This window comes from Salipiger bermudensis (genome assembly GCF_020171625.1).
In the GTDB taxonomy this organism is placed as follows: Bacteria; Pseudomonadota; Alphaproteobacteria; order Rhodobacterales; family Rhodobacteraceae; genus Salipiger; species Salipiger bermudensis_B.
The window spans coordinates 101,365-113,957 of the sequence record NZ_JAIUZY010000013.1 but is presented as its reverse complement, the minus strand read 5'-3'; the positions used below and the strand labels follow the sequence as shown (position 1 = coordinate 113,957).

Below are 12,593 nucleotides of genomic sequence, written 5' to 3'. Positions count from 1 at the left end.
GCGTCACGCTCTGCGGTCAGGGCAGCCGCCGGCGCCGCCTCAGGCGGGCTGGCGGTCGCCACCGGTGAGGAAGTCGGTGATGCACTGCAACGGCTCCGACTGGGCGACGATGGAGTTGTGATCGCCTTTCTCGAAGATCTCGACGCGCCCCTCGGCCCACACGTCCACCAGCGGCTCGAGATCCTCTGCCGGAGCGGCGTAGTCGTCGCGCGAATGCACGGCGAGCATCGGCTCGGAGCGCGTCTCGGCGATGGCGCGCCACGGCGCCTCGGCGGGGTATGGGGCGCTGAGACGGACGACCTCGTCGACGAACTGCTCGAGGCAGGTGCCCTCGAGGCCGTACTGGGAACCGCCGAGCCGCAGCAGCTTGCGCTGGTCGAGCGGCGCCGAGATCAGCACCACGCGGCCGCATTCCAGCCCGTCCTCAAGCGCGAAGACGAGGGCGTTGGCGCTGACGCAATGGGCGATTGCGCCGTCATAGGGGCCGTGGGTCCGGGCACAGTCGAGGATCGCGCGGGTGATGTCGGCGATGCTGCACGGGTCGCGGTCGGGCTCGATGTGGCCCGGAAGCAGCAGCGCGTCGACCTCGGCACCGGTGTTCTGCAGCGCGCGGATCATGCGCCCGAACTGGCGCACGTTGCCGTCATGACCGTGGACCAGCAGGATGCGCTGGCCGGTGGGCTCGGCCATCGGCGCGTGGCGCAGCACCGCCGCCGCTTCGCCGGAGGGCAGGAACTCGGCCTTGCCCGCGCCGCAGAGCCGCGACCGGTCGATATTGGCCGAGGAGCAGAGATAGCGCTTCGCCAGCAGCCGCGCGGTGAGGCGCGGTGCAACCTTCGCGGCGGTCAGAAGCACCTTGCGGCGGCGCTCGTGGGTCAGGCTCAGCAGGCCCGCACGCTGGTCGGCCATAAGGTCGAATGACGCCATCTGGCCGACGCCGGATTCGCCGAAGGTCATGCCAGTGCTGTCGTGAGAATAGGAATCGAGTGCCTTGTCCATTGCCATATGCCGCGCTCGGAAGGGGGGAGAGTCCCGGTCCGTCTATGTAGGACCGCAGCGCAAATCAAGCACCGCGGCGGTGAAGAGCTCTAGTGTTACTTAAATTCACGAGAAACTGAGGGGAAATTTGGGCAAACTTGCCATCGAAATGTGGTGATTGACGCGGATTCCGTTCGAAACGGACCTCTGCAGGCGGCGGCCCGGGCGCTCGGCGGAGAAAAACCGTGGCGTGAGTCGGGTCTTTCGCCGGACGCGGCCGCGCCATAATGTCGGGCGCATGGCAGATCCCCGATTCATTCACCTCCGCGTTCACACCGAATACTCCCTGCTCGAAGGCGCCATCCGCCTGAAGAAGCTGCCCGGCCTCTGCGAGGCCATGGAGATGCCCGCCGTGGCGGTGACAGACACCAACAACCTGTTTGCGGCGCTCGAGTTCTCGGTGACCGCGAGCGGCGCCGGCGTGCAGCCGATCGTCGGCTGCCAGGTGGATCTGCGCTACGTGCAGCCGACGCCCGGCGAGCGCCCGAAGCCGCCGGCGCCGGTGGTGCTGCTGGCCCAGAACGAGCGCGGCTACGAGAACCTGATGAAGCTCAACTCGTGCCTCTACCTGCGGCGCGACGGCGAGCTGGCGCATGTGCTGCTGGACGAGCTCGAGGAATACGGCGAGGGGGTGATCTGTCTCTCCGGCGGTCCCGATGGCCCGGTCGGCCGGCTTCTGCGCGAAAACCACCGCGCCGCGGCGCAGACCCTGCTCACCCGGCTGCACCAGATCTATCAGGACCGGCTCTATGTCGAGCTTCAGCGCCACCCGGGCGAAGACGGCCTGCCGGAGGCCGAGCGCCTGACCGAGCGCGGTCACGTCGAGATGGCCTACGAGATGGGCCTGCCGCTGGTGGCGACCAACGACGTGTATTTCCCCAAGGAGAACATGTACGAGGCGCATGACGCGATGATCTGCATCGCCGAGGGCGCCTATGTCGACCAGCAGGAGCCACGCCGGCGGCTGACGCCGCAGCACTACCTCAAGACCCCTCAGGAGATGGCGACGCTCTTCGCCGACCTGCCCGAGGCGCTGGAGAACACCGTCGAGATCGCCAAGCGCTGCGCCTTCATGGCCTATCGCCGCGACCCGATCCTGCCGAAATTCGCCGATGACGAGGTGGTCGAACTGCGCCGTCAGGCCAACGAGGGCCTGCAGAAGCGCCTGTCGGTGATCCCGCACGCGGTGACGGTGGAGAAATACCAGGAACGGCTGGATTTCGAGCTTGGCATCATCGAGGGCATGGGCTTTCCGGGCTACTTCCTGATCGTTGCCGACTTCATCAAGTGGGCCAAGGATCACGACATTCCCGTCGGCCCCGGTCGGGGCTCGGGCGCGGGCTCTCTGGTGGCCTACGCGCTGACCATCACCGACCTCGACCCGCTGCGCTACTCGCTGCTGTTCGAGCGCTTCCTCAACCCCGAACGGGTCTCGATGCCTGACTTCGACATCGACTTCTGCATGGATCGCCGCGAAGAGGTGATCCGCTACGTTCAGGAGAAATACGGCCGCGACAAGGTGGGGCAGATCATCACCTTCGGCGCGCTGCTTTCCAAGGCCGCGGTCCGCGACATGGGCCGGGTGCTGCAGATGCCCTACGGGCAGGTCGACCGGCTGTCGAAGATGATCCCCGTCGAAGGCGTGAAGCCCGTGTCGATCGAGAAGGCGCTGCAGGACGAGCCGCGCCTGCGCGAGGAGGCCGAGCGCGAAGAGGTCGTCGACCGGCTGCTGAAATACGGGATGCAGGTCGAGGGCCTGCTGCGCTCCGCCGGCACCCACGCCGCCGGCGTGGTGATCGCCGACCGCCCCACCGACGAGCTGGTGCCGCTCTACCAAGATCCGCGCTCGGACATGCCGGCGACCCAGTTCAACATGAAATGGGTCGAACAGGCCGGTCTGGTGAAGTTCGACTTCCTCGGCCTGAAGACGCTGACGGTGATCCAGAACGCGGTGGACCTGATCCTCAAGTCCGGCCGCCCGATCCATGTCGCCGCTGACGGCACCCAGCTCTACGAGCCGGCCGAGGGCGGCGAGAACCAGATGAACCTCATCCCGCTGGATGACGACAAGACCTACAAGCTCTACGCCTCGGCCAAGACCGTCGCCGTGTTCCAGGTGGAATCCACCGGCATGATGGACGCGCTCAAGCGCATGAAGCCGACCTGCATCGAGGACATCGTGGCGCTCGTGGCGCTCTATCGCCCCGGCCCGATGGAGAACATCCCGGTCTATTGCGAGGTCAAGAACGGCCAGCGCGAGATCACCTCGGTGCATCCCTCGATCGACCACATCCTCGCCGAGACGCAGGGCATCATCGTCTACCAGGAACAGGTGATGCAGATCGCCCAGGAGATGGCGGGCTACTCGCTCGGCGGCGCCGACCTGCTGCGCCGCGCCATGGGCAAGAAGATCAAGGAGGCGATGGACGCCGAGCGCCCGAAATTCGAGTCCGGCGCTGCCAAGAACGGTGTCGAGAAGCGGAAGGCCACCGAGGTCTTCGACCTGCTCGAGAAATTCGCCAACTACGGCTTCAACAAGTCCCACGCCGCCGCCTACGCGGTGGTGAGCTACCAGACCGCCTGGCTCAAGGCGAACCACCCGGTCGAGTTCATGGCCGGCGTGATGAACTGCGATATCCATCTCACCGAGAAGCTCGCGGTCTATTTCTACGAGACCAAGAAGGGCCTGAAGCTCGACTACATCCCGCCCTGCGTGAACCGCTCGCAGGCAAGCTTCGACGTGGTCGACGGCAAGCTGGTCTACGCGCTCGGCGCGCTGAAGAACGTCGGCCTCGATGCGATGCGGCTGGTGGTCGAGGGGCGCCGCTCTGTGCCCGAGGACCCCAAAAGCCCCGACAAGCCCTTCGTCAACGTCTACGATTTCGCCCGCCGGGTCGATCTCAAGCGCGTCGGCAAGCGACCGCTCGAGATGATGGCGCGGGCCGGCTGTTTCGACCAGCTCGACCGCAACCGCCGCCGGATCTTCGAATCGCTCGACGCGCTGGTGGCCTATTCCGCCGCGATCCACGAGCAGAAGGCCTCGGCGCAGGTCTCGCTCTTCGGCGAGGCGGGCGACGACCTGCCCGAGCCACGGCTGTCGCCGGCGCCCGACTGGCTGCCCGCCGAGCGGCTCTCGGAGGAGTTCAAGGCGATCGGCTTCTACCTCTCGGGCCACCCGCTCGACGATTACATGCCGGCGCTCAAACGGCGCGACGTACTGACGCTCGACGAGGTCGAGGACAAGGCCCGCGGCGGCGCCTGCATCGCCAAGATGGGCGGCGTGGTGGCCGGTCGGCAGGAGCGCAAGTCGGCCAAGGGCAACCGCTTCGCCTTCGCCCAGCTCTCGGACCCGAGCGGCGCCTACGAGGTGACGATCTTCTCGGACACGCTGGAAAAGGCGCGCGACCTGCTGGAGACCGGCACCAAGGTCGTGGTCACCGTCGAGGCGACGATGGAATCCGATCAGCTCAAGCTGCTGGCGCGCTCCTTCGGCCCGGTCGAGCAGGTGGTCGCCGATGCCGGGGCCGCGGGGATGAAGATCTACATCGAGAACCCGGACACGGTGGCGCAGGTCGCCTCGGTTCTGGGCCGCGCCGCCGAGCAGATGCCCCGCGCCGGCCGCGGCCCGGTGCGGCTGTGCTTCGCGGGCTCCGGCCTGCCGGGCGAGGTCGAGATGGATCTCAGGCAAGAATTCCCCGTCACCCCCGAGATCAAGGGAGCGGTGAAATCGCTCGACGGGGTGATGGCGGTGGAGGATTTCTGAGCCGGGTGCCGCGCCTCAGTAATGCGGCGGACGCTCGTCGCCCACCACCACGGCACCCGCGCCCTCGTCCTGCCGCGAGGCCTCGCGCTCGAGCAGCAGCGCCACGCGCCGGGTGAGCAGCGCGATGTCGCGGTCCTGCCGCGCCACGGTGTCGGACAGATCGTCCACCGCCCGCTCGAGATAGGCGATGCGTTCCTGCAGGCTGTCGGTGTCGCTTGGCATGTCTCGGCTCCTTCTGTCGCGCCACATAGGGCGCGCCGCATTTGAAGCGCCACATAGGCCGCGCTGCGCGGCTTGGAAAGGGAGGAGGGGGGCGCTGCCCCCCGGCCTGACGGCCTCCCCCCGGGATATTTTTGGCCAGAAGAAACCAGGGCGGGTGGAGAGCGCTGCTCCCCTGTCTTCTTCTGGCTTTAAATATCCCCGCCGGAGGCATCCGGCACAAGCCATAGGATGCGACGCCGGGCCGCTGTGCCGCGCCGGTCGCTTGCCCCCGCACGCGCAAGCGGCTAAGGGGGGCGCGCAATCTGGACGAGCCCGGAGCCCGCCATGGCCAAAGTGAAAAAAGCCCCCCGCCCCAAGGCACAGACGCCGAAGGGCTTCCGCGACTATTTCGGTCCCGAAGTGACCGAGCGCGCCGAGATGCTCGAGGCCATCGCCGGGGTGTATCATCGCTACGGCTTCGACGCGCTGGAATCGAGCGCGGTGGAGACCGTCGAGGCGCTCGGCAAGTTCCTCCCCGACGTCGACCGCCCTAACGAGGGCGTGTTCGCCTGGCAGGACGAGGACGAAAGCTGGATGGCGCTGCGCTACGACCTGACGGCGCCGCTGGCGCGGGTCTATGCCCAGCACCGCAACGACCTGCCCCTGCCCTATCGCCGCTACGCCATGGGCCCGGTCTGGCGCAACGAGAAGCCCGGCCCCGGCCGCTTCCGCCAGTTCTACCAGTGCGACGCCGACACCGTGGGCGCCGCAAGCGTCGCCGCGGATGCCGAGATCTGCGCCATGCTGGCCGACACGCTGGAAGTGGTTGGCATTCCCCGCGGCGACTACCTGGTGCGGGTCAACAACCGCAAGGTTCTCAACGGCGTGCTCGAGACCATGGGCCTCGATGACGACGCGCAGCGCGACGCGGTGCTGCGCACCATCGACAAGTTCGACAAGGTCGGCGAGGCCGGCGTGCGCGAGCTGCTCGGCAAGGGCCGGCTCGACGCCTCGGGCGCCTATATCGACGGCGTGGGCCTGAGCGAGGCGCAGGCGGAGCCGGTGGTCGCCTTCCTGACCTCCAAGGGCAGCGACACCGCCGCCACGGTGGCCAACCTGCGCGCCGCGGTCGGCAGCTCCGAGATCGGCGCCGAGGGCGTATCCGAGCTCGAGGAGATCGGCGCGTTGCTGGCGTCGCAGGGCTACGGCCCCGACCGCATCGAGATCGACCCCAGCGTGGTGCGCGGGCTCGGCTATTACACCGGCCCGGTCTTCGAGGCAGCGCTGACCTTCGAGATCTTCGACGAGAAGGGCCGCAAGCGCCAGTTCGGCTCGGTGGCGGGCGGCGGGCGCTATGACGACCTCGTCAAGCGCTTCACCGGTCAGGCGGTGCCCGCAACCGGCGTCTCCATCGGCGTCGACCGGCTGCTCGCGGCTTTGCGCGAGAAGGGCCGCATCGGCGGCACCGTTCAGGGCCCCGTCGTGGTGACGGTGATGGATCGCGACCGCATGGCCGATTACCAGGCCATGGTGGCCGAGCTGCGCAACGCGGGCATCCGCGCCGAGGTCTATCTCGGCAATCCGAAGAATTTCGGCAACCAGCTCAAGTATGCCGACAAGCGCAGCTCGCCGGTCGCGATCATCGAGGGCGGCGACGAGAAAGAGCGTGGCGTGCTGCAGATCAAGGACCTGATCCTCGGCGCCAAACTGGCCGAGAGCGCCAGTCTCGAGGAATGGAAGGAGCGCCCCTCGCAATACGAGGTGGCGCGCGGCGATCTGGTCGCCAAGGTGAGAGAGATCCTGAACCAATGGGCGTGACCACAGCGCAGGAGCGCGCCGAAGCCGTCCGCCTGCGGGCGCGCTTTCTCGAGGCCGGCGCCGAGAATGTGGACTGCGCCATCCTGCAGCCGGCGGAGACCCTGCTCGACCTCTATGGCGAGGACATCCGGGCGCGGACCTACGTGACCCACGATCCCGCCCGCGGCGAGGTCATGCTGCGACCCGACTTCACCGTGCCGGTGGTGCAGATGCACATGGAGACCGGCGCCGCGCCGTCGCGCTACACCTATGCCGGCGAGGTCTTCCGCCGCCAGGAAGAGCATCCCGAACGCGCGCCGGAGTATTTCCAGGTCGGCTTCGAGCTCTTCGCCGATGACGATTCCGCGCAGGCCGATGCCGAGGTCTTCGCGCTGTTCGCAGAGACGCTCGCGCCCTACCGGCTGCGCGCGGTGACCGGCGATATCGGCATCCTGACCGCCGCCGTCGCGGGGCTCGAGACCTCCGAGCGCCGCCGTGCCGCGCTGATGCGCCACATCTGGCGCCCGCGCCGCTTCCGCGCCCTGCTCGACCGCTACTCCGGCCGCAGCCCGGTGCCGGCCTCGCGCAAGGCTCTGCTGGCGGCAGAGAACCCGATGGACACCGCGGCCCCGGCGATCGGCCTGCGCTCCGAGGCTGAGGTGGCCGCACGCATCGTCTCGCTGCGCGAGGACGCCGCCGAAGGCCCGCTCTGCGAGAGCCAGGTGGCGCTGATCGACACGTTGCTTGCAGTGCGCGAGACCTGCTCCTTCGCGCTCGAGCAGCTGCACGACATCGCCGTCGACATGCCGGCGCTGCTGCCGGCCGTGGAGCGCTTCGAGCGCCGCTGCGAGGCGCTGGCCGCGCGTGGCGTCGACGTGGCCACGCTGGAATTCGAGGCGAGCTACGGGCGCAGTTCAATGGAGTATTACGACGGCTTCGTCTTCGGCTTCGTCCCCACCACGCGGCCCGATCTGCCCCCGGTGGCCACCGGGGGGCGCTACGACGCGCTGACCGAGCGGCTGGGCAATGGCCGCGCCGCCCCGGCGGTGGGCGGGGTGATCCGCCCGGGGCTGCTTCTGCAGACGGGAGAGCGGGCATGAGTGTGAAGCTTGGGGTGCCCTCGAAGGGCCGCCTGATGGAGAAGACCTTCGACTGGTTCGGCGCCCGCGGCGTGGGCCTGGCCCGCACCGGCAACGAACGCGAATATGCCGGGGCCGTGGACGGGGTCGAGGGCGTCGACCTGGTGCTGCTTTCGGCGGGAGAGATCCCGCGCGAGCTGGCCGCCGGGCGCATCCATCTTGGCGTGACCGGCACCGATCTGATCCGCGAGAAGCTGGTGCAGTGGGACCAGAAGGTCGAGCCGCTGGCCGAGCTGGGCTTCGGACAGGCCGACCTCATCGTCGCGGTTCCGGCCTGCTGGGTCGATGTCGACACGCTCGACGACCTTGATGCGGCGGCGGCGGCGTTCCGGGCCGAGCACGGCTTCCGGATGCGGATCGCCACCAAGTATCACCGGCTGGTGCGCGAGTATCTGCGCCGTGGCGGCGTGGCGGATTACCAGCTGGTGGATTCGCAGGGCGCCACCGAGGGCACGGTGAAGAACCTCACCGCCGAGGCCGTCGCAGACATCACCTCGACCGGAGACACGCTGCGGGCCAACCACCTCAAGGTGATCGACGAGGAGCCGGTGCTGCGCAGCCAGGCGACGCTGTTCCGCAGCCGCACCGCGAAGCTCGACGAGGCCGACCGCGCGGTGCTGCGCACCCTCATGGCAAAGCTCGACGTCTGAGAGGGGCGCCGGGTTTCCCGGCGGTCTCAGTCTCGGGCGCTGCAGGGCGAGGCGGACATCGCGGCCTTGCCGCGCTGCAGAGGCCATGTGTCGGCAGGCGCGCCTGGTTGCTCCCTGATGCGTCCCAAAGATCTTGGAGCCGAGCATCCCAGCCAACCGGATCGCAGCCCAAACGCTCGGGCCTGCAGTCGCCCGGCGCCGTTCCGGCTTGATCCCCCGCAGCCAGCGATAGGCTCACCGGCTGCGCGAGCGCGCCACATCTCTGAGCGTTCCCGGACCCTCAGGCCCGCGCACGCCCTCCGCCACTGTTCCCCTCGCGCTTAGCGTGCAACCCTTCTCCCGGCAGCACTGAGGAGAATCGCCATGAAGATCGGGATCGTGGGCGCGGGCATGGTGGGCTCGGCGGCGGGCTATGCGCTGGCCCTTCGTGGCGGCGCGAGCGAGATCGTCCTTGTCGACCACAACAGGGCGCTCGCCGTCGCGCAGGCCGAGGATATCGCCCATGCCGTGCCCTTCGCCCATCCCTGCCGGGTCTCGGCGGGCGACTACGACGCGCTCGAGGGGGCCGATCTGGTGATCCTCGCCGCCGGCGTCGCCCAGAAGCCGGGCGAGGACCGCATCAGCCTTCTGTCGCGCAATGCCGAGGTCTTCGCGCAGGTCATCGAGGGCGTGCAGAAAGCGGCCCCCGAGACGATGCTGCTCGTCGCCTCCAATCCGGTCGACGTGATGACCGAGGTGGCAATGCGCCTCTCGGGCCTGCCGTGCGAGAAGGTGATCGGCTCGGGCACCATCCTCGACACCGCGCGTTTCCGCACCCTGCTTGGCGATCACCTCGGCGTGGCGGCGCAATCGGTTCATGCCTACGTGCTGGGCGAACATGGCGACTCGGAGGTGCTGGCCTGGGCGTCGGCGCGGGCGGGGTCCGAGCCGGTGGCGCGCTTCGGCGTCCAGGTGGGCGCGGCCATCACCCAGTCGGTGCGCGAGCGCATCGACGCCGGCGTGCGCCGCGCCGCCTATCGCATCATCGAGGGCAAGGGCGCCACTTGGTACGGCATCGGCGCAGGTCTGGCGCGGATCGTGCAGGCGGTGCGCGACGACCAGCGCAGCGTGCTGTCGGTCTCGATCGTGACACCCGAGGTCGAGGGGGTGACCGACGTGGCGCTGAGCCTGCCCCGCGTGGTCGGGCGCGGCGGCGTGATGACCACGCTGCTGCCGGAACTGGCCGAGGACGAGGCCAGCGCGCTGCGCCGCTCGGCGGAGATGCTGAAAGAAACGGCGCTCAGCCTGACGTGACCCCGCCCTCAGGCGATGATGTCGGGGGTCAGGCGATCCTCGATGAGGGCAATCTTATCTTTCAGGAAGAGCTTTTTCTTCTTCAGGCGCTGAAGCGTCAGCTGGTCGCCCATGCCCCGGCCCTGAAGGGCCGCAATCGCTTCGTCGAGATCGCGGTGTTCGCGCTTGAAAACCTCCAGCTCGACGCGCAGCACTTCCTCGGTCTTCATCGAGATATCTTGCGGCGTCTCCATGCGGGCAAACTCCTTGCGCTACAGACCCCTTAGATAGCAAGTCCGATCGCTCTGGCAAAGCCCTTGCGGTTATTCCGGCGGCTTCCCATATTGAATTCAGTCGGGTTGCCGAACGCGGGGCCCGGCGGACGGTCGCTTTCTGCAAAGGACATGTCATGAGCAAGATGACTTTGGGTTCCTACCCGCACATGCTCGGCTTCGAGCAACTCGAGCGCCTGCTGGAACGCACGGCGAAATCGAGCGAGGGCTATCCGCCCTTCAACATCGAACAGACCTCGGAACGCTCCTACCGGATCACGCTCGCGGTGGCCGGGTTCTCGGAGAACGACCTGTCCATCACCGTCGAGGATCGCCAACTGGTGATCCGGGGACGGCAGGGCGACGACGGCAGCGAACGCATCTTCCTGCATCGCGGCATCGCCTCCCGGCAGTTCCAGCGCAGTTTCGTCTTGGCCGATGGCGTGGAAGTGGGCGAGGCTGTCATGGAGAATGGCTTGCTTCACGTGGATCTGACCATCTCTCGTCCCGAGACGGTGGTGCAGACGATCTCGATCAGAAAGGGGTAATCCGATGAATACCAAGTACGACTTCCAGACACCGGGCGAAGAGCGCATCGTCTACGTGCGCGCCGTCGCCGCCGGAGACCTCCCCGAAGAGATCCAGGGCCAGCTCGGCGGGCTCAAGACGCTCTACGCGGTGCACAACGCCGAAGGCGAGCGCCTCGCGCTGGTCAAGGACCGCAAGCAGGCTTTCATGCTCGCACGGCAGAACGACTTCGCGCCGGTGACGGTGCACTGAGTGACACGCGGCGGGGCGATGCCCCCGCCGACGCCGGGGCCGGTCAGATCGATGCGGCCCCGCTGCGGCGCCAGCGGTGCAGAACGTCTCCGCCGACCGCCCGGACCTCCTCCAGCCTGAACCGCGGGGCCTCGGACAGACGGTCGACGCCCATGGCGCCGATCCCCGGACGCCCCTCGGCGCCGACGGCGATGCCGGCGGTGAAGCCCACCAGTTCGTCGACCAGATCGGCTGCGAGAAGCGACGCGGCGAGTTGCCCCCCGCCCTCGCAGAACACCCGCGTGAGGCCTTCCTTGCCCAGTGCCGCGAGCAGCGCGTGGGGATCGATGCGCCCGCCGGTGACCTTGCACGGCAACAGCTTCGCACCACAGCTCTGCCAGGCCCGCCGCGTCATGGCGGCGGCCTCCGAGCCATGCGCCAGCCAGACCGGCACTTCGCGGGCGGAGCTGGCCAAGGCGCTCATCAGCGGCACGTCGATCAGCCGCGAGACGATCACCCGCACCGGCTGCTGCACCTCGCCCCAGCCGCGCACGGTCAGCGCCGGATCGTCGGACCGCGCCGTCCCTGCGCCCACCATCACCGCGTCATGGCTGGCCCGCAGGCCGTGCACGTAGCGCCGCGCCTCGGGGCCGGTGATCCACTGGCTCTCTCCCGTGGCGGTGGCGATGCGGCCGTCGAAACTGTTGGCGAGCTTGAGCGTCACCAGCGGACGGCCTTCGTCGTTGCGCAGGAAGAACCCGGCGTGATCGCGCGCCGCCTCTTCCGACAGAACCCCGGTGGTCACCTCGATGCCATGCTTGCGCAGATGGGCGAACCCCTTCCCCGAGACCCGCGGATCATTGTCCGCGAGCGGTGCAACGACCCGCGCCACGCCCGCCTTCACCAGCGCCTCGGCGCAGGGCGGCGTCTTGCCGTGATGCGCGCAGGGTTCGAGCGTGACATAGGCGGTGGCGCCGCGTGCCGCGTCGCCGGCCTGCGCCAGCGCCTGAGGCTCGGCGTGTGGCCGGCCACCCGGCGCGGTCGCGCCGCGTCCGACGATGCGCCCGTCCTTGACGATGACACATCCGACCGCCGGGTTGGGCCAGCACTGGCCCATCCGTCTTCGGCCCAACCGCAGCGCGTGGGCCATGTGCCGGATGTCGTCGGTCACTTCTCGGCAGACGTGGCGTCGGGGCGCAGCTCGCTGACGAACTTGTCGAAATCGTCCGCCGCCTGAAAGTTCTTGTAGACGCTGGCAAAGCGCACGTAGGCGACCGTATCGATCCGGGCGAGCGTCTCCATGACGATCTCGCCGATCTGCTTGGAGGGGATGTCGGTCTCGCCGAGGCTCTCGAGGCGGCGCACGATGCCGCTGATCATCTGGTCCACACGTTCGGGCTCGATGGGGCGTTTCTGCAGCGCGATGCGGATCGAACGTTCGAGCTTGTCGCGGTCGAAATCCTCGCGCCGGCCGTTGGTCTTGATCACCACGAGATCGCGCAGCTGCACCCGCTCATAGGTGGTGAAACGGCCTCCGCAGGCCGGGCAGAAGCGACGGCGCCGGATCGACACGTGCTCTTCCGCTGGCCGCGAGTCCTTCACTTGCGTGTCGATATGTCCGCAAAACGGGCAGCGCATGCCTGTCCCCCTATCCGTTCGTGTCTGCCTCGGCATGGGGTTTGGCCCCACTTATCCACAGCAA

General features: G+C 68.2%; 12 protein-coding genes. 7 read left to right on the top strand and 5 right to left on the bottom strand.

The genetic code is table 11. The features are described 5' to 3' along the window. Positions 1–39 precede the first annotated feature (39 nt). Positions 40–999, bottom strand: coding sequence for an alpha/beta fold hydrolase (locus LCM15_RS19060; RefSeq protein ID WP_224859214.1), 960 nt, complete (start codon positions 997–999; stop codon positions 40–42). A gap of 277 nt (positions 1,000–1,276) precedes the next feature. Between LCM15_RS19060 and dnaE the strand changes: the two genes are divergently transcribed. Next, positions 1,277–4,801 carry a DNA polymerase III subunit alpha gene (dnaE, locus tag LCM15_RS19055; RefSeq protein WP_224859212.1) on the top strand — a complete coding sequence of 1,175 codons (3,525 nt, stop codon included), beginning with the start codon at positions 1,277–1,279 and terminating at the stop codon, positions 4,799–4,801. A gap of 15 nt (positions 4,802–4,816) precedes the next feature. Here dnaE and LCM15_RS19050 read toward each other — a convergent pair whose 3' ends face one another. Further along, positions 4,817–5,023, bottom strand: a complete 207-nt coding sequence (locus tag LCM15_RS19050) for a SlyX family protein (protein WP_224859210.1) — start codon at positions 5,021–5,023, stop codon at positions 4,817–4,819. A 324-nt stretch (positions 5,024–5,347) separates the two neighbouring features. Between LCM15_RS19050 and hisS the strand changes: the two genes are divergently transcribed. The 4 genes from hisS to LCM15_RS19030 all read left to right on the top strand — a co-directional run bounded on the left by hisS (position 5,348) and on the right by LCM15_RS19030 (position 9,881). Further along, positions 5,348–6,820 (top strand): histidine--tRNA ligase, encoded by a 1,473-nt coding sequence (hisS, locus tag LCM15_RS19045; RefSeq protein WP_224859208.1) that lies wholly within the window; start codon positions 5,348–5,350, stop codon positions 6,818–6,820. Next, positions 6,811–7,899, top strand: coding sequence for an ATP phosphoribosyltransferase regulatory subunit (locus tag LCM15_RS19040; protein WP_224859206.1), 1,089 nt, complete (start codon positions 6,811–6,813; stop codon positions 7,897–7,899). Before hisS ends, LCM15_RS19040 begins: the two co-directional genes overlap by 10 nt. Next, positions 7,896–8,588, top strand: coding sequence for an ATP phosphoribosyltransferase (gene hisG, locus LCM15_RS19035; protein WP_224859204.1), 693 nt, complete (start codon positions 7,896–7,898; stop codon positions 8,586–8,588). The genes LCM15_RS19040 and hisG overlap by 4 nt, the downstream gene beginning before the upstream one ends. Positions 8,589–8,951: 363 nt before the next feature. Further along, complete coding sequence (locus LCM15_RS19030; RefSeq protein ID WP_224859202.1) at positions 8,952–9,881, top strand: L-lactate dehydrogenase; 930 nt, start codon at positions 8,952–8,954, stop codon at positions 9,879–9,881. Positions 9,882–9,889: 8 nt separating this feature from the next. Here LCM15_RS19030 and LCM15_RS19025 read toward each other — a convergent pair whose 3' ends face one another. Further along, positions 9,890–10,114: a YdcH family protein gene (locus LCM15_RS19025; protein ID WP_224859200.1), complete on the bottom strand. Its 225-nt coding sequence runs from the start codon at positions 10,112–10,114 to the stop codon at positions 9,890–9,892. Positions 10,115–10,269: 155 nt separating this feature from the next. Here LCM15_RS19025 and LCM15_RS19020 point away from each other — a divergent pair, with 155 nt between their 5' ends. Together LCM15_RS19020 and LCM15_RS19015 are read left to right on the top strand one after the other, a co-directional pair. Beyond that, a complete protein-coding gene (locus LCM15_RS19020) occupies positions 10,270–10,680 on the top strand; it encodes an Hsp20 family protein (RefSeq protein ID WP_224859199.1) in 411 nt (136 codons plus the stop codon). A gap of 4 nt (positions 10,681–10,684) precedes the next feature. After that, positions 10,685–10,912, top strand: coding sequence for a DUF1150 family protein (locus tag LCM15_RS19015; RefSeq protein WP_224859197.1), 228 nt, complete (start codon positions 10,685–10,687; stop codon positions 10,910–10,912). 43 nt (positions 10,913–10,955) lie between these two features. Here the strand turns inward: LCM15_RS19015 and ribD are convergent, their stop codons facing one another. Together ribD and nrdR are read right to left on the bottom strand one after the other, a co-directional pair. Further along, positions 10,956–12,062, bottom strand: coding sequence for a bifunctional diaminohydroxyphosphoribosylaminopyrimidine deaminase/5-amino-6-(5-phosphoribosylamino)uracil reductase RibD (gene ribD, locus LCM15_RS19010; protein WP_412103304.1), 1,107 nt, complete (start codon positions 12,060–12,062; stop codon positions 10,956–10,958). Further along, positions 12,059–12,529, bottom strand: a complete 471-nt coding sequence (gene nrdR / locus LCM15_RS19005) for a transcriptional regulator NrdR (protein ID WP_224859195.1) — start codon at positions 12,527–12,529, stop codon at positions 12,059–12,061. Before nrdR ends, ribD begins: the two co-directional genes overlap by 4 nt. Positions 12,530–12,593 lie beyond the last annotated feature (64 nt).

Coding starts and splice junctions, on each gene's coding strand:
- hisS (WP_224859208.1), top strand. CDS start 5,348: ATGGCCAAAGTGAAAAAAGCCCCCCGCCCCAAGGCACAGACGCCGAAG.
- LCM15_RS19040 (WP_224859206.1), top strand. CDS start 6,811: ATGGGCGTGACCACAGCGCAGGAGCGCGCCGAAGCCGTCCGCCTGCGG.
- LCM15_RS19060 (WP_224859214.1), bottom strand. CDS start 999: ATGGACAAGGCACTCGATTCCTATTCTCACGACAGCACTGGCATGACC.
- nrdR (WP_224859195.1), bottom strand. CDS start 12,529: ATGCGCTGCCCGTTTTGCGGACATATCGACACGCAAGTGAAGGACTCG.
- LCM15_RS19015 (WP_224859197.1), top strand. CDS start 10,685: ATGAATACCAAGTACGACTTCCAGACACCGGGCGAAGAGCGCATCGTC.
- dnaE (WP_224859212.1), top strand. CDS start 1,277: ATGGCAGATCCCCGATTCATTCACCTCCGCGTTCACACCGAATACTCC.
- LCM15_RS19050 (WP_224859210.1), bottom strand. CDS start 5,023: ATGCCAAGCGACACCGACAGCCTGCAGGAACGCATCGCCTATCTCGAG.
- LCM15_RS19030 (WP_224859202.1), top strand. CDS start 8,952: ATGAAGATCGGGATCGTGGGCGCGGGCATGGTGGGCTCGGCGGCGGGC.
- LCM15_RS19020 (WP_224859199.1), top strand. CDS start 10,270: ATGAGCAAGATGACTTTGGGTTCCTACCCGCACATGCTCGGCTTCGAG.
- LCM15_RS19025 (WP_224859200.1), bottom strand. CDS start 10,114: ATGGAGACGCCGCAAGATATCTCGATGAAGACCGAGGAAGTGCTGCGC.
- hisG (WP_224859204.1), top strand. CDS start 7,896: ATGAGTGTGAAGCTTGGGGTGCCCTCGAAGGGCCGCCTGATGGAGAAG.